Genomic DNA, 19,823 nt, shown 5'->3' with positions numbered 1-19,823 from the left:
GCGGTGGTACCCACCGCGCCGGAACTGGACAAGGTGAATCAGCGACTGGTGCGGAGCGCCTCCAGACGCCGCCGGGCCAGGCAACGCGCTGCCTCGTCTGTCGAGATGTGCTCGGTCGCCGCGTCCGCGAAGACGCGGTCGAGCGTGTCGCCGATCTCCGCGAGCTTCTGCTCGACCTCGACGTCGCCCCAGCCGAGGAACTCCCGGCCGGCCAGGTCGACGGCCCCACCGACGTTCGCGATGAAGTCCGGGGCCAGCACGATCCCGCGCCCCTGGAGCACCTCGGCCGCGGCGCCGCCGGTCAGCACATTGTTGGCCGCACCCGCGATGGCCTTCGTCCGGATGGTGCCGGCGACGTCCGCGTCGATGATTCCGCCGATGGCGCACGGTACGAAGAGATCCGACTCGACCTGCAGTACGTCCTCGACGGGGACCGCTGTCGCACCCAGCCTGACCGCGGCGGTGACGGCCCGCTCGTCGATGTCGGCGACGATCAGCCGAGCGCCGTCCGCGGCGACGCGCCGCGCCACCTCCGCACCCACCGCGCCGAGACCCTGGATCAAGACCGTGAGACCGTCGAGCTCGTCGAACCCGGCCTCGGCCGCCGCGCGCTTGACTGCGATGTGGACGCCACGGGCAGTCGCCGGGGCACTCGAACCTGATCCCCCGGTCGCCGGGGTCCGGCCGGTCGCGTACGCCCCACATTCGTGGACGACGTCCATGTCGGCGGCGGTGGTGCCGACGTCGGGGCCGGTGACGTAGTTGCCGCCGAAAGCAGCCACATTCTCCGCGTGGATCTCGAGGATGCGCCGCCAGCGCGCCGGATCGAGCCGGGCACGCGGCACCGGCAGCGCGATCACCGACTTGCCGCCGCCGAGTGGCAGCCCGGCCACAGCGAGCTTCAGCGACATCGCCTCCGCAAGCCTGGTCGCATCCAGGACCGCCGCGTCCAGCGACGGATACTCCATCGCCCGGGTGCCTCCGGCGGCCGGCCCCAGCGCGAACGAGTGCACCGCGATCACAAAGGCCGCGCCGGTCTCGTCGTCGCACCGGACGGCGCAAAGCACGCCACCCCAATCAATCAGCCGTAGCTGCACGTGACACCTCACTTTCGTCGAGTCCGAGGGCGCCGAGAAGCTCGCAGCGGGCCGCGTCGTAGTCAGCGACCGCGCGGATCTTGATCTCCTCGTAGCCCCGGACGGTCTCGGGGAGTCTGGCCAGAGCGACCGCGGGCTGAAGGCGTTCGGGCGACAGCAGCCGGCACAGGTACCGGACGGTGCGCTCGTACTCCGTAGCAAGCCGCCGCTCGGTCCGGCGTACCGCGGAACGCCCGAACGGGTCGAACCGCGTGCCGCGAAGCCGGCGCATCCGGTACAAGATCCAGAACACGACGCCGAACCACGGACCGAGCCGGAGCTTGCGGCGCATTCCGAGCGCCCGGAGCACCGGTGGGTGGAGGTTCCAGGTGACTCTGGCCCGATGACCGAGATCGGCCTCGATCCGGCGACGGACCTCGGTGTCCAACGCCAGCCGGGCGACTTCGTACTCGTCCTTGTAGGCAAGCAGTTTGAAGAACCCATGCACCACGGCCTCAGTCAGCTCGGTCCGGTCCGGGGCAACCTGCGCCTCGGCCGCGCGTACCGTCGCCACCAGGTCGGCGTACCGCTGTCCATACCGCTCGTCCTGGTAGGCCACCAGTTCCGCCTGCCGTCGACGGACAAGGTCGTCGAGGTCGCCCGGCGACGGCGGCTCACCCGGTTCGGCGGCCGCCGCCGCGAAGGCGGCTGGGTCGGCCACGAACTGCCGCCCGCGGCGGAACGCCTGCAGATTCTTCTCCACCGCGATCCCGACGCGCTCGATCGCAGCCTCGACGACGTCGGCACCAAGGCCGAGCGCCCCGCACTGGTGCGCGACTCCGATGAGCATCAGGTTCGCGAACTGCCCGGAGCCGAACAGATTCTCGGCTGCTCGGATCGCGTCCAGTGCCAGCAGCTCGCCCTCGGTCAGCCGGGCCCCGATCCGGCCGCGCAGGTCCGCTGCGTCCGGGAGCCCGGTACGCCGGTCGCGGACCATGGCACCGGTGGGTACGACGGTCGTCGACAGCACGACGGTCGCCGACGGCGAGAGCACTTCGAGGTTGGCCTGGGCCGCGGCGACGAGTGGGTCGTAGCCGAGGTAGAGGTCACAGTCCCCAGACCCGAGCCGGCTGCCCTGTTCGAGTGGCTCGGCCGAGATCCGTACGTCGGAGACGACGGCGCCGCCCTTCTGCGCGAGTCCGGTCTGGTCGAGCGTGCGGACGTGCCGACCGGCGAGGAACGCTGCCACAGCGAGGATCTGCGTGGTCGTGACCACGCCGAGCCCGCCGATACCCATCAGCCGGATGTCACGGTCGACCGGCCCGGGCTGCTCGAGGGCGGGCAGGTCCTTCGCTGCCAGCGACGCCGGTGTGGCAGTGCGCCGGACCCCTCCGGGTGTCACGGTCAGGAACGCTGGGCAGTCACCCTGCACGCAGGTGCGGTCAGAGGTGCAGGACGACTGATGGATCGCGGTCTTGTCGCCGTACTCGGTCGGAACCGGATGCACCGACAGGCAGTTCGACACGGCCCCGCAGTCGCCGCAGCCCTCACATATCCGCTCGTTGACGAGCACTCGTTCCCGCGGAGCCGCGGCGAGGCCGCGCTTCCGCCGCCGCCGCAACTCAGTGGCGCACTCCTGATCGTGCACCAGCACGGTGACACCACGCACGCCGGCCAGCAACGTCTCCGCCTCCGCGAGCCGGGATCGATCCCATACGGCGACCTGGCGGCCGGCCTCGCGCCGCGTACGCCGGGGATCGTCGCTGGTCACAATGATCTTCCGCACGCCCTCCGAGCGCAGGTTGTCGACCATGCTCCGCAGCGTCATCCGGCCGACCGCCTGCTGGCCGCCGGTCATCGCGACGGCGGAGTTGTGCAGCAGCCGGTAGGTGATGTTGCGCCCGGACGCGACCGCGGCCCGGATCGCCAGGCTCCCGGAGTGGTGGAAGGTCCCGTCGCCCAGGTTCTGCACCAGATGATCGGCCTCGACGAACGGCGCCATCCCCAGCCAGTGAGTACCTTCTCCACCCATCTGGGTGACGCCGACGATGTCGCCCACCTGCTCGCTGTCCATCATCAGCACCATCGCGTGACAGCCGATGCCGGCACCGACGAGCGACTTGGTCTTCTCGGTGGTGGAACTGCTGTGCGGGCATCCGGAGCAGTAGTACGGCGTCCGGACCGCGACCGGCGTCAGCGACAGGGACAGCCGTTGCCGCTCGCGCCGGGCAGTCACTTCAGCCCGGTAGGCGGCCACTGACGGGATGTCCGCGCCAAGGTCGGACAGGACTCTGGCCAGCCCGGCCGCAATGGTCTCCGGGCCCAGCTCTCCGTACGCCCGAAAGAGCGGCGCGCCGTCGCGGTCGTGCTTTCCGAGCACCTCCGGCGTGTCCGGAACTACGGCCAATGCCTTCCGTACGCCGGTCTCCACGAGCTCACGTTTTTCCTCGACCACCACGACCGTACGCAGCCCCTCGGCGAATCCGCGCACACCGGTGTCCTCAATCGGCCAGACCAGGCCGACCTTCATCAGCCGGATCCCCCATCGCTCGAGCTCGGCCTCGACCAGCCCGAGGCGATGCAGCGCCTCGATCAGATCGAGGTAGGTCTTGCCTGGTGCAAGGATTCCGATCCGGTCCCCAGGGTGGCGTGCCGTGACCGCGTTGAGATTGTGCAATGCGGCGTACTCGCGGGCGATCCTGAGTCGCTTCCCCCACAGGTCCTCCTCCAGAGCGGCCACCGCCGGCGGGGCCAGCCGGCCGTCGGGACGGTGCTCGTACGACCCCGCGGGGACCTGGATCCGTGGTTGTGCGGCGGCGCCGAGCTCCAGTGAGACACCACCATCGGCGACCGCGGTGACGATCTTCAGCGCCGACCAGAGCCCACTGACCCGGGACATCGCCACCGCGTGCAGTCCGAGGGAGAGGATCTCCGCCGGGTCTGCCGGGAAGAGCGTCGGGATGCCGAGGTCGGCCAGCGCCTGCTCCGAGGCACTCGGCACCGTCGAGGACTTCGCACCAGGGTCGTCGCCGACGAATGCGACCGCACCTCCGGTAGCCGCGGCACCCATCAGGTTCGCGTGCCGGAGCGCGTCGGTGGCCCGATCGAGACCGGGTGCCTTCCCGTACCAGTACCCCACCACCCCGTCGTACCGTTCCGACCGGGCGGCCGCGAGCTGGCTGCCCTGCACCGCCATCGCCGCGGCCTCCTCGTTCAGGCCGGGCTCGAAGACGATGTCGTGACGGTCGAGCAGCTTGAGCTGCCGCGCCAGTTCGAGATCGTAACCGGCGAGGGGCGAGCCCTCGTAGCCGCTGATGTACGCCGCCGTACGCCGCCCCGCGGCACGGTCGCGGCGCGCCTGGTCGATCGGCAGCCGAGCCAGCGCCTGGATGCCGGTCAGGTAGATGCGGCCCTCGGCCTGGTCGTACGGTCGAAGCTCCGACGCTGCACGCGCGGCGACGAGCATGCTGTGCTCCTTCGGTTTACTGGGTTCAGTTGCCCGCGAGCTCGGCGAGGAGCTCGATCTCCACCGGCGCGCCGCCGGGCAGCGAAGCCACGCCGACCGCTGTCCGGGCGTGTCTGCCGGGAAAGGCCGCGGACAGCACCGCGGACGCAGCATCCATGACGTGTGCATGGTGTTCGAAGTCATCGACGGCTCTTAGGAATCCGCGCAGGTGGAGCACCGCGCGGACGTGGTCCAAGCCTCCAGTGGCCAATTCCATCGCCGCCAGCGCGTTGAGAGTCGCCACCTCGGCGGCGGCACGCGCATCGGCTACCGAGAGCTCTACGCCGATGCGACCTTTGTAGGCGAGGACGCCGTCCACTCGGGGCAGCTGACCTGCGGTGACAACGAGACCCGCGCCAACGCTCGCCGGGTGGTAGTCCCCGGCCGGCCGGGGCGGGGCCGGCAGCACCCAGCCGGCCGAAGCCAGCCGCCCGGCCACCGTTCCCGCACCCGGCTCCTGCTCAGTGGCGTGCACGCTCAGCCCTTCAGCCGCAGCGAGGTCGGATCGATCAGGCCGCCCTGGAGCCGGAAGCCGACGCCCTTGCCGAACGTCGGGATGGTGCCGTCCACGACCGGGACCACGTCCACCTTCTCGAACAACGCCTTCTCCGCGGCGATCCAGTGCGGGCATGCGCGATCCAGTGGGAGCGCCGCCGCGGCCGCCGTCTCCTTGTCGTAGCCGGCGTTGTGGATCGAGGCCAGATTGGCACCCGCCGGAGGGGTTGGGCCGCTGAGCCGGGCGACGAAGTCACTCGGGATCCCTACCGTGATCGGGAGCCAGCCGGCGTCCCAGTCACCGGTCTCGTAGACGATCGTCCCGAGGTTGCTCGGCGGGTACCCCTTGATCTCCAGCTCGACGCCGATCCGCTTCCAGTTGTCCCGCAACAGTTCCGCGGCAGCGACCACGCTGTCGCCAAGGGCCGAGTTGTAGATGAAGCGGAGGTGCAGCTTCTTGCCGTCCTTCGTACGCACCCCGTCCGGTCCTGCCACCCAACCCGCCGCCTCGAGTTCCGCGGCGGCCTTGCCGGCGTCGAAGGCCGGGAACGCCCCGGACACGGTGTCCGCATGGCACGGGTCGGGCGGGATCGTGAGCAGGCTTCGCGGCGTGGCACCGGTGCCGTCGGTCATCACCCTGGCAAGCGCATCGCGGTCCATGCCGGTGGTGAGGGCGCGACGGACTGCCTGATCCGCGCCGGGACGACCGGCGGCCTGGTTGAAGAACGTCAGGCCCAGCGGGCTACGGATGCTCTCCTGGACGCCGGCGACCTCGGCGACCCGCTTTCGGTCGGGCCCGAGAATGCTCGTCACATTGACCTCGCCGGAGACCAGCAGGTTCGCCGCGGTCGTCTCGCTCGGCACAACCCGCAGAACCACGGTCTTGGGCAGCCCCTGCTCCTTGGCAGTCACCCCGCCGGGGCCCCACACGAACTCGTCGCGCCGCGTGAAGGTGTAGTGGTCGCCGGCGGCCGCGTCGCTGAGCTGGAACATCCCGGTGCCCTGCGTCTGCTTGGTGAGCGACGCGGGATCGGAGAGCCCGTCCGGGCACACCATCAGGATGCCGCCGACCTTGTACAGCAGGAACTGGTCGGGGTTCGGTGTACTGACGGTGACGGTGTTCCCCTCGGCGGCCGCCTTCATCCCCGGCGGCAGGTCGCGCAGGTAGTCGCTCTTCTTGGCCGGGTCACCGGCGAAGTTGAGAGTGGCGGCGGCCGCTGCCGCGGTGAACGTCTTGCCGTTCGAGCAGGTGATGCCGTCCCGGAGCGTGAACGCCACCGACCGGGGGCCTGCCTTCCAGGACTGCGCGAGGTACGGCTCGACCTTGCCGTCCGGCGCGAACGCGACCAGCGAGTCGTAGGCGAACCGCAGCACGTTCTGGGTCACGCCCTCAGCGGCGCGCATCGGGTTCATCCCACCTGGATCGCTCGGGATCGCCATCGTGAACGTGCCGTCCCTGACGACGTCGCCGTCACTGTTCCCGCTCGCCGAGCAGCCGGACACGGCGAGAATCGCCGCCACGGCAAGCACTCGCAGCGGGCGCGTCGATCGGATCATGCTGGTCTCCTCATCGATTGTCCGTCGGTACGACGAAGCTCCTCGACGGCCATCCGGGCGGCCCGGCCGAGAAAGTGGTCCCGAGCGGAACTCCTCGATCGGAAGTCGTCGTCGCGGGTGAACACCGCGACGGCGTAGTCCCGACCGTCCGGGTACGTGACCACGCCGGCCTCGTTCCGCAGGCCCGGCAACGTTCCGGTCTTGCCGACGACGGTGATCTCGTCGTCGAAGCCACTGGCGAGGCGGTGTTCCCACGCCTGGTGCGACATCCAGGCGCGTACCAGGGCGGCTGCTTCCGGTGGATCCACCTGGTCGCGCCACACCGCGGTGAGCAACTGGACCGTCTCCCGGGCCGTCGACCGGCAGGTGCGCGTCGGGTCGAGGGCCCGGAGCGTCCTCAGCCGTGCTGGATCGACGCCGTCGAGCGCCGACTCGTCGTCGGTGTAGCCGAGGCCGAGATCCTCGCCGACACTGCGGATGATCGCGGCGCAGTCCTCCGGGATCGCGGTCTGAGTGAGGCCGAGCTCCTCGGTCAGGAGATCCAGACTTTTCGCTCCGAGCCGAGCTATCAGCACGTCGGTCGCGGCGTTGTCGCTGAGCGAGAGCATCAGCACGGCCAGGTCCCGAATGGGCAGCGTGACCGGGCCACTGAGCACGCCGAGGCCGCTCGGCGACGGGGTGAGCTCGGCGGGCCGCAGGGTGATCCGCTCGTCGAGGCCGATCCGGCCGCGCGCCGCCTGGCGGGCGAGCTCCACGGCGACGGCGATCTTCAGCACCGACGCGAGCACCACCGGCTCGTCGGCCGCGACGCCGACCTCCTGCCCGGAGGACAGCGAGCGCGCGTGCAGCCAGATCCGCACACCGGCGGCTGCCGCCGCGGCCCGGATGTCTTGCGCCACCTTGTCCGCGCCGGTGGTCATCGAACCTCGCTCGTGGTCTCGCGCAGCGCCAGCCGGCCACCGAAGTCGAGAGCGTCCAGTCCCAGGGATTCGTCGTACAGGAACCGTCCGCGCACCCCTGCGAACTGCCCTTGCAGCCCGACGATGTGGCGGTCGCTCTCGCCGACCGCAACGCCGACCGGCACTGCGAACACCTCGTCGGTCAGGTCCCGCTCACCGGTCCGCGGATCGCGTGGCGCGACCCGAATGGTGAGCGCCAGCGAGTGGTCGTCCGGAGCGACGTCGATCACCAGTTCCTCGGTGGCGTACCGGCCGCTCAGCGCCTGCGACTCCTCGGCGGTGAACGGACGCGTCCGGGGCGGCGCGTAGTCGACGCCCAGGAGTTCCTGGACGATTTTCCGGCGGAGCCTGCTCACCAGCCGCGGGCCGAAGGTGCCGCTATTGGTGAGGATGCAGAGCGCGAAGTCGTGCGCCGGCGCGATGTCGAGGCGGGCCACCTGGCCGGTCGCGACGCCGGAATGCCCAGCGAACGCAGTACCGCCGACGTCGCGCAGTAGCCAGCCGATACCGGTGGCATCACCCAGTTCGCTCCCCTGCGCCTGCGCCGTGGCGGTCCGCAGGGCGACGCGCGAGTTCGGTGCCAGCACCTCGCGGCCGGCGAGGGCCGCGTCATTCAGATGGAACCGGGCCCAGGCGAGCAGGTCCGCCGAGGTTCCGGACAGACCGCCGGCGGACCTGGCGTACGCCGGGACAGGCCAGGGCCCGACCACAACGTCTGTGCCCTCGCGCAGTTCGTGTCCCACCGCGAACCGCCGGGTCATCACGTCACCGGCGTCAGCGAAGGTGTTCCGGAGCGCCAGCGGCTCCAGCAGCAGGTCACGGACGGTGCCGGCGTAGTCGGTCCCGGTGACCTTCTCGACCAGCCGTCCCGCCACGATGTAGGCGGCGTTGTTGTAGCTGACGACAGTGCCTGGCGGAGTCAGCTGCGGCGCCCGGCCGAGCGCCTCGAGGAACCCGGACGCGGCGGTCTCCGCAGAGACAGCCCGGTACGGGACGTCGCCGGTCCACCCTGCCGTATGGTTGAGCAGATGCAGCACACGTACGTCGGCATCCCGGAGCGAGAGCTCTGGCAAGTACCGGCGTATCGGAGCGTCGAGCTCGACCTGACCGCGGTCGACCAGGTGCATCACTAGGGTGGCCGTGAACGTCTTGGTGACCGAGGCCCAGTGGAAGACGGTCGACTCGTTGACCTCCAGCGGGTTGTCCACGCTGGTGATGCCGCGGAACACGTGCTGCTCACGGTCGCCGTAGCGCACCCCGACCGCGAGGCCAGGGACTGCCAGGTCGCGCAACTCCTCGTCGACCCAGGTCTCGAGGCCGGCATGGACGGACTCGCCGGTCTCGTGCCGAACTGTCATGGGTGCCCTCCGTAGCCGTTGTCCGGGGCTGGTTCGCCGAGCCGGTAGGCAACTGTCCCAAGCGTGCGTTCGCAGTGTCGCGGGCGTTTCCGACGAACTTCCGCCCACAGTTGGTCCGTGTTCACAACTCTTCGCGGATGCGGACCGGGCACGGTGGCCACACCGGAAAGGAGATACCTGTGACCACCCGAAAACTGACCGATCCGTCGTACGCCGATGCTCTCGACCACGCCACCGACCTCGGGGCCACCCACGAGCGCTTCCTGCTGCCGCCGGGGAGAATCTATCTCGACGGGAACTCGCTGGGTGCCCTGCCGGCGGGTGTGCCGGAGCGCGTGGCCCGGGCGATCCGGCACGAATGGGGCGACGGACTGATCGGCTCCTGGCTCGATGCCGGCTGGGCCGGCCTGGCCGACGGCGTCGCGGCGAAGCTGGCCCCGCTGCTCGGCGTCGACCCGGCGGACATCCAACTCGGAGACTCGACGTCGGTCACTCTCTTCAAGACGCTCTACGCGGCCTGCCGGCGCCGGCCGGACCGGCGGACGATTCTGGTGGACCCGACGACCTTCCCGACCGACGGCTACGTCGCCCGTGGGGTTGCAGACGCCCTCGGGCTCGAGCTCCGCTGGTCCGAGCCGGGCGACCCGGCGGCCGCGCTCGACGAACACGTAGCCGTTCTGCTGGTCAACCACGTCGACTTCCGCACCGGCGCGCTCCTCGACCTGCGCGAGACCGCTCGCGCCGCGCACGCCGCCGGCGCGCTGCTACTTGCGGACATCTGCCACTCGGCCGGATCGGTCCCGATGACCCTGCTCGACGACGATGTCGATCTAGCGGTCGGGTGCACCTACAAGTACCTGAACGGAGGGCCCGGCGCCCCAGCGTTCGGCTGGGTGACACCGCGGTTGCACGCGGGGCTCACGCATCCCATCCCCGGATGGTGGGGGCACGCCGAACCGTTCGCCATGTCGCTGGAGTATCAGCCCGCCGCGGGCGCGGCCCGGATGGCATCCGGCACTCCCCCGGTGATCGCGCTGACCGCTCTCGACGCCGCCCTTGACGCCTTCGCCGGCGTGGAGCCGGCGGCGCTGCGGGCCCGATCATTGTCGCTGACCGATTACTTCATCGCATTGGTCGACGACCAGTGCGGCACCTCGGTCGAGGTGGTGACACCGCGGGACGGGCACCGGCGAGGGAGCCAGGTCTCACTGCGGCACCCGGCCGCGTACGGCGTGGTGCAAGCCCTGATCGCACGCGGCGTGGTCGGCGACTTCCGCGCCCCGGACATCGCACGCTTCGGGTTCGCCGCGCTCTACCTCAGCCACCGCGACGTACTGGCCGCGGTGGAGGAGCTGGCCGCGGTATTGCGCACCGATGAGTTCGCACACCCACGATTCGCGGTCCTGCAGGCCATCACCTGATGGCGTCGTCCCCGACCCAGGTACTCAGCCAGTCCACCACTGCAGTGGAGTAGTGCTCGCGGTACGACGGCCGGCCTTCGACAAGGAACAGGTGGCCGGCCTCGGGGTACAGGACCAGCCGGCTGGGCACCCGCCGGGCCCGCAGAGCCGCGTGCCACTGCTGGGCCTGGCCGAGCGGACAGCGCAGGTCGGCCGCGCCGTGCATCACCAGGGTCGGGGTCTCGACGGCACCGACCCGACTCCAAGGCGACATCGCCGCGTAGCCGTCGGGCGCGTCCCAGGGCAGGCCGACGAACTCATCCAACGCCGTTGCCACGCCCACGTCGGAGGTGCCGACCACTCCGCCGAGGTCGCAGACGAGCCCGCCGGCGACGGCGGCCCGGAACCGGCGATCGTGCGCTGTCAGATAGCAGGCCATGTAACCGCCGTAGCTGTAGCCGCTCACCGCGAGCCGACTGGAATCCGCTGACCCGTCGGCGACGAGAGCATCCACGACGGCGTACAGGTCATCGGCATCGGCCAGACCCCAGCGTCCCGCGATGGCATGGCAGAACGCGGCTCCATAGCCGTCGCTCCCGCGTGGGTTGGCGAGCACCACTGTCCACCCGCGGGAAACCAGTTCCTGCTGGTACAGGTGCACCTCGTCGGCACAGCCGTCCCACGAGTTGTGCGGACCACCGTGTACGTCGAGCAGCAGCGGCTGCGGTTGGGTGGCGTCCGGAGAACGCAGCACCCAGCCTTGGATCGTGGCCCCGTCCGGTGCGGTGAACTCCCTTGGCTGCGCCACGACGGGTGGTTTCCGGTCGGCGCACACCACCGCATGGGCGGATCGGCCATCCTCGAGTACGACGAGCTCGCCGTACGACGTGGGCGTACGACGCACCAGCGCCACCGTGCCGCCCGAGGCAGTCAGCCCGGACGCACTCGCCCCCGCGCCGATCTCGACCTCGCGGACGGCGCCGCCGGTGACAGGCACCTCGTACAGCCTCCCGGCGCCGGCGTCGCGTGCGATGAACAGGACGCGGTCTCCGCTGACCACCGGCGCCGCTCCTGGGTAGCCGGGCTCGCCGCGAAGCACATTGCGGTCCAGGGAAGCGGTCAGCGGAACCGATCCTCCTGAGCGGACCGATATCCGCACCAGCTCATGGTTCGCACGAGGGCGGGCCACCACTGCGAGCAGCCCCTCCCCGTCGGGCGTCCAGGTCACCAGCCCGCGGGCGACGACGCCCGGTGCGACCGCGTGCTCCACCAGGTCACCGCTGTCGGACGACGCCAGGAACGCCTCGGTGCGGAAGGTCAGATCCGCATCTCCGGACCCGCCCGCGGTGAACGCCAGCCACCGCCCATCGGGGGACCAGGAGGGGTCGCCACACCAACGGTGTCCCGCGCTGACAGCACGACTCGTCCCCGTCACCGGCTCCAGCACCCGTAGCTCCCTACGAAGGTCGCCAACCAGTCCGGCACCGTCGAACTGGTAGTCGACTCGGTCGGAGACCATCGGCTCGTTCCGCCCCAGCATCTTGCAGACCGTAGTGAAGGCGATCGCTCCGCCGTCCGGACTCCACACCGGCCGGCCTGCGCTCTCCCCCGACCCGACGAGCGTACGCGGCTGGTCCGGCCCGCCGTCGACGTCGAGCAGGCACAGCTGCGCAGGACGCCCGCGCAGGAACGCGACCGAGCGGCCGTTCGGTGCCCACGCCGGCGCCCGGTCGTCCTGGCCGTCGGTCAGCCGGTAGGAGCTGCCGTCGAGACCACGGCACCACAGCGAGCGGACCACCCGGTCGGCGGTGCGGTCGTGACCGCGCAGCACGTACACGATCCGCTGCCCGTCCGGTGACAGCACCGGCTCCTCCGGAACCTCCAGGTTCCACAGGGTTTCCTGCTGGACCGATCCGCTCATCTCGCACTCCTCCGCGCCGGCTGCGCTCGGCATCATCACAGCGAAGCCACCGCGGATGCTCCGTACGTCCGCACCCACCTTCGGCCCGATTGTCGGCGGATCGGACGAGACCCGGGTCGAGGTGCTCGCCTAACGTCCGGTCGGGTGGAGATCATCGAAACCGTCACCCTGCAAGACATCCGTCTGGCCGCGGACCGGATCGCCGGCGCGTGCCTGCGAACGCCGGTGGTCCGGCTGCCTGAGAACGGCCCCGCCGGGGGTGCTTGGCTCAAGCTCGAATCGCTGCAACGCACCGGATCGTTCAAGCTCCGCGGCGCGAGCAACGCGCTCGCGCAGCTGGACGAGAATCAGCGCCGCGCGGGGGTGGTCACGCATTCGTCCGGCAATCACGGCCAGGCGGTCGCCTGCGCCGCCGCCTCGCTCGGAGTGGCTGCGACCGTGGTGATGCCGGACGTGGCGTCGCCATGGAAGATCGCCCGCACCCAGGCTTGGGGCGCCGAGGTGGTACTCCGGCCCGCGGCAGAGACGGTCCAACTCGCCCACGAACTGGCCCGCGGCACCGGGGCATGCCTGATACCGCCGTTCGACGACGCCCGCATCATCGCCGGGCAGGGCACAGTCGGGCTGGAGCTGCTGGAGCAGATCCCCGAGCCACCGGCCGTGCTCGTCCCCGTCGGAGGTGGCGCTCTCGTCTCCGGTATCGCGACCGCGGTGAAGCTGACCCTGGCCGGCACTCGTGTCATCGCTGTGGAGCCCGAGCTGGCCGGCGACCTGGCCGAAGGGTTCCGGGCCGGTGAACGGCGGACGTGGTCCACCGATCTGACCGGGCGGACGATCGCCGACGGCGTGCGCTCGAGTGCCGTAGGAATGTTGCCCTGGGCACACATCACGCGGTATGTCGACGCGGTGCTCACCGTGACCGAGGACGGCATCCGCACAGCCGTCCGGCTGCTCGCCGAAGTCGGCAAGCTCGTCGTCGAGCCGAGTGCCGCGGTCACCACCGCGGCGCTGCTCGAGCACCCCGGCCGAATCCCGGCGGGAAGCGTCGCGGTGGTCACCGGAGGCAACGTCGACCTCGACTCGTTCAGCCGGCTGCTGGCTCGGTAACCCGGGCTCAGAGGATGCTGCGGGCTTCCCAGATCTCGGGGAAGAACCGGCGGGTGGTCGTCGACCGGAGGTACTCGACGCCCGAGGACCTGCCGGTACCCGGCTTCGCCCCGATCTGGCGTTCCACGGCCAGCACGTGCCGGGACCGCCAGAGCGCGAACAACTCGTCGAAGTCGGCCAGCGTCTCGGCGAAGTCACCGAGCTCCGGGTCGACGGGGTCGCGCAGCAGCTCGACCATCGACTGCCCGGTGGTCGCCACCGCATCCAGGAACGTCTGCCGCAGCGTCGGCTGCTCCAGACGCCGGGACAGCCGGCCGCGCTCGTCGTCGCTCAGCCACGGCGAGGCGACGTACCCACGATCAGGCAACCCGGCCGTGAACTCGATCTCCCGGAACTGCGCGGACTGGAATCCGCTGCCGCTCTCCAGGGCGTCGCGGAACTCCAGGTACCCGCGCGGCGTCATCGTGTCCAGCACGTCCCACTGCGCGATCATCGAGCGCACGATCCAGTTGATCCGGCGTACCGGCACCATCGCCACCCGGTAGGACCGCCGGCCGGCCAGGGACACCGCGTGATCGAGCTCGTGCAGCAGCAGCTTGAACCAGAGCTCGTGCGACTGGTGGATGACCACGAAGAGCAGGCGGTCGTGGGCTTCGCCGGGCTCCTGCAAGGCGAGCAGGGCGTCCACGTTGAGGAACGAAGCATAGGTGGTCGCTCCGGCCGGGGCGACCGGGCAACCGGCTGCGGTCGAGTACGGCCGGACGCCGTCGTCCGAAGGGGCTGATCGGGTCACACGGGTCTCCTGGTCAAGGTGATTGGTTCGGACTGCGGATACCAGCAGGCGACAGCGCCGTCGCCGTCGTGCTGGGCCAGGGCGGGACCGTCGGTCCGGCAACGATCGGTCGCGACCCGGCAGCGATCCGCGAAAGCACAACCGGCTACAACCGCGCCGGAGTCGGGTGGCGCGCCGTCGATCACCGCCAACGGCGCGGTGCGGTCCGCATCGAGCTGCGGCACCGCGGAGAACAGCGCCCGGGTATAGGGGTGCCGGGCGTCCTCGAGGGCCCGAGCGGGCAGTTCCTCGACGACGCGGCCGGCGTACATCACCAAGAGGCGGTCGCAGATCTGCTCGACCACGGCGAGATCGTGCGAGATCAGCAGGATCGCGGTGCCGTGTTCGTCGCGGATCTCCTGGAACAAGTGCAGGATCTGCTGCTGCACGGTCGCGTCCAGCGCGGTCGTCGGCTCGTCCGCGATGACCAGCCGGGGCGTACCCATCAGCCCCATGCCGATCATGGCGCGCTGACGCATCCCGCCGGAGAGCTCGTGCGGATACTGGCGGGCGCGGAGGCCCGGCCGCGGCAGCCGGACCGAGCCGAGCCGTTCGACGGCCAGCGCCATCGCGTCCCGCCGGTTGGCGCCCGCGTGTACCTCGGCCACCTCGGCCAACTGCCGGCCGACCAGCTTGGACGGGTTCAGCGAGGACATCGGATCCTGGAAGACCAGCGCCATCGTGGTCCCGAGAAGCGTCCGGTGGCCGCTCCGCCTGCCGGTCAGCAGCGACTCACCCAGGAAGTCCAGCCGCGCGGCGGAGGCCGCGACCGGCGCCTCGAGCAACTGGGCCGTCGCCATCGCCGTGAGGCTCTTGCCGCTGCCCGACTCGCCGACGAGCCCGACGATCTCGCCCGGGCGGATGCTGAAGGTAACGTCCTGCACCGGAGTCACCCAGCCGGCCGGCCCCGGGATCCGGACGCGGAGACTCTCCACCACCAGGACCTCCTCGCCAGCGGCGGCGGTAGGCTGCCGGCCCGCGAGCGCGTCGGCGGCGGCGGTGTCGCCGGCGGTGTCCCGGTGCGGGCGGGCCACGTTCCCACCGAGCACCTTGGCCGCCATCTCGCCGAAGATGCTGAATCCGAGGCCGGCCAGTACGACGGCGACGCCCGGCGCCAGCGCCGCGGCCGGTTGCGTGTAGATCTTGTTCAGACCTTCGTTCAGCAGCCGGCCCCAGTCGTACGACGGAGCTTGGACGCCGATCCCCAGGAAGGACAGACCGGAGAACGTCAGCAATGCGCCGCCGGCACTGATCGTCGCGTTCACCACGAGCGGCTCGGCGATATTCGGCAGGATGTGCCGGAACAGCAGCCGCAGCCGCCCCGCGCCGGCGAGGCGCGCGGCCGCCACGTAGTCCCGGCCGGCCACGGACGCCGCGAGCGTGTGGGTCAACCGGCCGAACGAGGGAGCCATGGCGAGGCCGATCGCCAGGACCGCGCCCCGCACACCGACGCCGAAGACCACCGCGAAGAACAGCACCAGCAGCAAACCCGGGAAAGCCACCGCCAGGTTGATCGCCGCGATCACCGCCCGCCCACCGCGCCGGCCGAGCACCGACGGCGCGGCACCCAGCACAATCCCGAGGGTCAGCCCGATCACCGTCGCCAGGAGCGTGAGGCTGATCGAGAGCCGGGAGGCGACCAGCACCCGCGCGAGGACATCCCGCCCGAGCGCGTCGGTACCCAGCAGGTGCACGCCCGCCGTACCGTGCACGTCGATTCTGGTCGCCGCGTCGCCCCAGACCATCGGCGCCAGCAGGGCGAGCACCACGAAGGCCAGGATCAGGCCGGCCCCGGTCGCTCCCAGCGGCGTCCGCAGGACCGTCGCCCAAGGTCCACGTACTGTGCGCGCCGCGGACCGCCGCCGGCGTCGGAAGTCAGAGGTCATCTCAGGCCGTCCTGATCGTCGAGCGCGGGTCGAGTACCGCCAGCAGAACGTCCACCACGAGGTTGGCCAGCAGCACGCCGACGCCGTACACCAGGACCACCGCCTGGACCACCGGGTAGTCCTTGTTCAGAATCGACTGGACGATGGTGCTGCCGAGGCCGGGCCAGGCGAAGACGTTCTCGACGAGCACACTGCCGGCGATCAGGCCCATCAGCAGCAGCCCGCCGAGCGTCAGCGTCGCTGTCAGCGCGTTCGGCAGCGCGTGCCGCAGATAGATCAGCCGGTCCGGCAACCGCTTGGCCCGAGCGGTCCGGATGTAGTCCTGGTCGAGTACGGCGTTCACCTCGACCCGGACGATCCGGGCGAGCGCGCCCGCAGGCCCCAGGCTCAGCGCCACCACCGGCAACACGTACGAGGACAAGCCGGCGTGCCCAGCGACAGGCGCCCAGCCGAGCCGGACGGCGAAGACATAAACCAGCCCGACCGCCAGCAGGAACTCCGGGACGGCCGCAGCCAGCGAGGTCACGCTGGCGAATCCGAGATCAAGACCGCGCCGCCGGCCGCCGCGGGTGCGGACCGCGGCGACGAGGCCGAGCGGAATCGCGATCGCGATCACCAGGACGAAGCTGATCGCCGCGATCTGGACAGTGGCCGGCAACCGGTCCCGGACCGTGCTGCTGACCGGGTTCCCGGTCAGCAGCGACCGGCCCAGATCACCGTGTACGAGCCGGCCGAGGTAGTCCAGGTACTGCCGCCAGAGGGGATCGTCGAGGCCGAGTTCGTGCCGCCGCGATTCGACCAGCGAAGCGGGCGCGTCGAGGCCTAGCGAGGACCGCACCGGATCACCGGGAATCAGATGGATCATCAGGAACGCCGCGGTGACCAGGACCGCGAGCGAGGCGAGCAGCCGCCCTGTCCGCCTGGAGACGAAGTACAGCCACGGGTGCGCTCGCAGACTCCAGGTCCGCGCAACGGGCCGTCTTGTCTGGATCGTCGCCATCAGAGGACCGCCCCGGCCACCCAGTGACATGCAGCCTGGTGCAGCCGCTGCGCGGCGTCCACCAGCGGATCGTCCTCGACACAGCGACGACCGGCCGGACCGAGCTCGGCGTACCGCCCGCACCGGGCAACGAAGCCACAGCCTGCCGTACTCTGCTCATCCGGCCCATCCGGTGCGGCCGGTGCGGCCGGTGCGGCCGGTGCGGCCGTCCGTGGTGCACCGAGCCGCGGTACCGAGGCCAGGAGTGCCTGGGTGTAGGGGTGTTGGGGTGAGCCGACGAGGTCCTCGGTCGGGGCGAGTTCGACGATCTTGCCGCGGTACATGACGCCGATCGCGTCGCTGATGTAACGGACCACCGCGAAGTCGTGGGAGATGAATAGCATCGAGAAGCCCAGCGCCCGCTGGACCTCCCGGACGACGTTCAGCACCGTGCCCTGGACCGAGACGTCCAGCGCGCTGGTGATCTCGTCGGCAATGACAACCGAAGGCTCGGCCGCGAGCGCCCGGGCGAGCGCGATCCGCTGCTTCTGCCCGCCGGAGAAGGCCGCCGGACGATGGAGCGCCCGGGCCGGGTCGATGCCGACCAGCCCCAGCAGCTCGGCGACCTTCGCGGTCCGGGCCGCCCGGGACAGCCGGCGGACCATCGGCTCGCCGACCGACTCGCCGATCGTCATCCGCGGGTCGAGCGACGACGACGGTTCCTGGAACACCATCTGAATCGGGCGCGGGCCACGACCGGAGCGCAGCGCATCCCTGCCGTCGAGCCGTACCGATCCCCGCGTCAGCGGGACCAGGCCGACGATCGCCCGGGCGAGCGTCGACTTTCCCGACCCACTTTCACCGACGAGCCCGATCACCGCGCCGGCGGGGACCGCCAGGTTCGCACCCGCCACCGCCACTGTCCGGTCGGCCCCGTGCCCGAAGGTCACGTCAGCGTCGACCACTTCCAGCCTGCTCACGCCGCGCACTCCCCCTGTCGATGTCCGGTTCGTCTCCCGCGTCTGCGGGGCTCACAGCATCCGTTGCCGCCGGTGGCGATTCCCTGTCGGATCACAACATCTAGCGCGCCCGACCCTGTTCGATCCGACCAATCGCTCCGCGCTGACCGTTCATCAGAGCGAGGATCCGCAGCTCGACCATCGTGGCGAAGCGGACCTCGGAGTCGCCGAAGTCGAGCCCACTGACCTCGGTGACCCGGCGCAGCCGGTACCGGAAAGTGTTCGCGTGCACGTGGACCGCGGCGGCCGCCGCGTAGACGTCGCCGAACGCCTCGAGCCAGGCGCGCAGGGTGTCTAGCAGGCAGGAGTCGCGGGCCTCGTCGTGTGCGATCAGCGCGGCCAGACCCCGCGAGGCCTGCCAGTGCTGGTGGGCGGCCAGGCCGGAAGCGTCCAGTAGGAGCGCCTGGACGGCGACGTCGGAGGCACGAGCGGTCCGCCCCGCGACCTGCCCGCTGCGAATCACCCGTAGCGCCCGGACCGCGTCGCCAGCGGCGAGCGAGACCTCCTCGGGCCGGTCCGCGATCCTGCCGATGCCGACCATCATCAGGTCGGAGTTCGACAACCGGGCCAGGAATTCCTCGGCGACGTCCACCACTCGGCGCTCGGCCGTGTCGCCGGCCCCGCGCACCCGCAGTACGCCGTACAGGATGCCACCGATCAGCGCCGTCGCCGAGCTCGGCTGGACGGCGGCCAAGTGCACCGACAGCGCCGCGCGTGCCTTCTGCAGAACAGTTTCCTGACCGAGCGCGTCACCGAGGTCCGCGAGTCCGAAGGCGAGGACGCAGGACGAACCGCCGGCCAGCCCGAGACGCTCGGCGGCCTCGCGGGCCCGGGGACCGCCCTCGATCAAGGTGGCGACCAGGTCGGTCCGCAACCGGCGTTCGACGTCGGCTCCGGCGCGGTGCCGCAGCAACTGCAGCGCGACCAGCTTCGAGGAGTCCATGAACGCCCGCATCCGGTCCGGTCCGAGCGGCTCGGTGACCGCGGCCCACATCGAGCCGAGCACCTCGTCGCCGGCGCACACCCGGACCGCGACCCTGGACAGGTCACCCTCGTGGAACGCTTCGACATAGATCGGCTCGGCGCTGCTGTAGACCCGGCGGAAGACGCCACGTACGGCGAGCTCGCGGGTGTACCGCTCCGGGACCCGGCGGCCGAGGATGCCTTCCTTGCGCGAGTCGTCGGCCTGATCCTGGTTGGCGGAGAACGCCAGTACGTTCGAGTTCAGGTCCTCGATCGTCACCGGTGCGTCGAGCAGCGCGGACACCGCCGTCGCCAGCGTGAAGAGGTCACCCTGCGAGTCGCCGGGCAACACCGCGGCATCCGCGGCGAGATCGTCGACGGTCAGCATCGAGCGGAGCAGGACCACGATGTGCGCCCAGGATGCGCCCCGGGCGAGGCCGACCAGCACCACTCCGGAGTCTTCGATCGCCTGCCGTCCGGCGTCGTCGAGATCCACCGGAAGCCGTGCCATCACGCAGGTCGCGCCCCCTTGCGCCATGGCCAGCACCAGGTCGCGCACGGCCGCCGGTCCGGAGACGCCGACGGCCAGCACGATCGCCCGCTCCAGTACCTCCGGCGGCGCGTCCGGGTCGTGGATCACCACTCGGTCCATGCCGGCGTCGGCCCTGACCCGGCCCGCGATGACCTCGAGCAGAGTGCTCCCGAGGTAATCGATCACGCGGCCGAGAGTCGGGCCGCCGCTCTCCTCAGCGACAAACATTCCCGG

14 protein-coding genes are annotated in these 19,823 nt (G+C 70.8%); 2 read left to right on the top strand and 12 right to left on the bottom strand.

From position 1 onward, the window contains the following. Positions 1-38: 38 nt before the first annotated feature. The 6 genes from HDA44_RS03150 to HDA44_RS03130 are packed head-to-tail and all read right to left on the bottom strand — an operon-like array spanning position 39 to position 8,950. Entirely contained in the window at positions 39-1,097 is a 1,059-nt protein-coding gene (locus HDA44_RS03150; RefSeq protein WP_184831148.1) for a Glu/Leu/Phe/Val dehydrogenase, read from the bottom strand. Further along, positions 1,078-4,542 (bottom strand): indolepyruvate ferredoxin oxidoreductase family protein, encoded by a 3,465-nt coding sequence (locus HDA44_RS03145; RefSeq protein ID WP_184831146.1) that lies wholly within the window; start codon positions 4,540-4,542, stop codon positions 1,078-1,080. Before HDA44_RS03145 ends, HDA44_RS03150 begins: the two co-directional genes overlap by 20 nt. A 25-nt stretch (positions 4,543-4,567) precedes the next feature. Beyond that, complete coding sequence (locus HDA44_RS03140) at positions 4,568-5,056, bottom strand: Atu1372/SO_1960 family protein (protein WP_202887118.1); 489 nt, start codon at positions 5,054-5,056, stop codon at positions 4,568-4,570. Positions 5,057-5,058: 2 nt separating this feature from the next. Beyond that, positions 5,059-6,633, bottom strand: a complete 1,575-nt coding sequence (locus tag HDA44_RS36605) for an ABC transporter substrate-binding protein (protein ID WP_202887116.1) — start codon at positions 6,631-6,633, stop codon at positions 5,059-5,061. After that, complete coding sequence (locus HDA44_RS03135; protein WP_184831142.1) at positions 6,630-7,553, bottom strand: serine hydrolase; 924 nt, start codon at positions 7,551-7,553, stop codon at positions 6,630-6,632. Before HDA44_RS03135 ends, HDA44_RS36605 begins: the two co-directional genes overlap by 4 nt. Next, positions 7,550-8,950, bottom strand: coding sequence for a serine hydrolase domain-containing protein (locus HDA44_RS03130; RefSeq protein WP_184831141.1), 1,401 nt, complete (start codon positions 8,948-8,950; stop codon positions 7,550-7,552). The genes HDA44_RS03135 and HDA44_RS03130 overlap by 4 nt, the downstream gene beginning before the upstream one ends. Positions 8,951-9,129: 179 nt before the next feature. Here HDA44_RS03130 and HDA44_RS03125 point away from each other — a divergent pair, with 179 nt between their 5' ends. After that, a complete protein-coding gene (locus HDA44_RS03125) occupies positions 9,130-10,371 on the top strand; it encodes an aminotransferase class V-fold PLP-dependent enzyme (RefSeq protein ID WP_184831140.1) in 1,242 nt (413 codons plus the stop codon). Here the strand turns inward: HDA44_RS03125 and HDA44_RS03120 are convergent. Beyond that, positions 10,364-12,271, bottom strand: coding sequence for a S9 family peptidase (locus tag HDA44_RS03120; protein ID WP_184831139.1), 1,908 nt, complete (start codon positions 12,269-12,271; stop codon positions 10,364-10,366). The two genes, HDA44_RS03125 and HDA44_RS03120, sit on opposite strands and share 8 nt — an antisense overlap. 144 nt (positions 12,272-12,415) lie before the next feature. Between HDA44_RS03120 and HDA44_RS03115 the strand changes: the two genes are divergently transcribed. Next, complete coding sequence (locus tag HDA44_RS03115; protein WP_337905609.1) at positions 12,416-13,378, top strand: threonine ammonia-lyase; 963 nt, start codon at positions 12,416-12,418, stop codon at positions 13,376-13,378. Positions 13,379-13,385: 7 nt separating this feature from the next. Here HDA44_RS03115 and HDA44_RS03110 read toward each other — a convergent pair whose 3' ends face one another. The 5 genes from HDA44_RS03110 to HDA44_RS03090 form a co-directional block, all read right to left on the bottom strand. Further along, positions 13,386-14,171, bottom strand: coding sequence for a tryptophan 2,3-dioxygenase family protein (locus HDA44_RS03110; protein ID WP_184831138.1), 786 nt, complete (start codon positions 14,169-14,171; stop codon positions 13,386-13,388). Next, positions 14,168-16,096 carry a dipeptide/oligopeptide/nickel ABC transporter permease/ATP-binding protein gene (locus HDA44_RS03105; RefSeq protein ID WP_184831137.1) on the bottom strand — a complete coding sequence of 643 codons (1,929 nt, stop codon included), beginning with the start codon at positions 16,094-16,096 and terminating at the stop codon, positions 14,168-14,170. The genes HDA44_RS03110 and HDA44_RS03105 overlap by 4 nt, the downstream gene beginning before the upstream one ends. Position 16,097: 1 nt before the next feature. After that, positions 16,098-17,096: an ABC transporter permease gene (locus HDA44_RS03100; protein WP_184831136.1), complete on the bottom strand. Its 999-nt coding sequence runs from the start codon at positions 17,094-17,096 to the stop codon at positions 16,098-16,100. Continuing rightward, the gene (locus HDA44_RS03095) at positions 17,096-18,055 is read right to left on the bottom strand and encodes an ABC transporter ATP-binding protein (protein ID WP_337905608.1); all 960 of its coding nucleotides are present in this window, start codon (positions 18,053-18,055) and stop codon (positions 17,096-17,098) included. The genes HDA44_RS03100 and HDA44_RS03095 overlap by 1 nt, the downstream gene beginning before the upstream one ends. 100 nt (positions 18,056-18,155) lie before the next feature. Next, a complete protein-coding gene (locus HDA44_RS03090) occupies positions 18,156-19,817 on the bottom strand; it encodes a PucR family transcriptional regulator (RefSeq protein WP_184831134.1) in 1,662 nt (553 codons plus the stop codon). Positions 19,818-19,823: the final 6 nt, after the last annotated feature.

The organism is Kribbella solani (genome assembly GCF_014205295.1).
Classification (GTDB): Bacteria; Actinomycetota; Actinomycetes; order Propionibacteriales; family Kribbellaceae; genus Kribbella; species Kribbella solani.
Note: the sequence above shows the minus strand (reverse complement) of the source record. Positions and strands in the feature narration are given on the sequence as shown.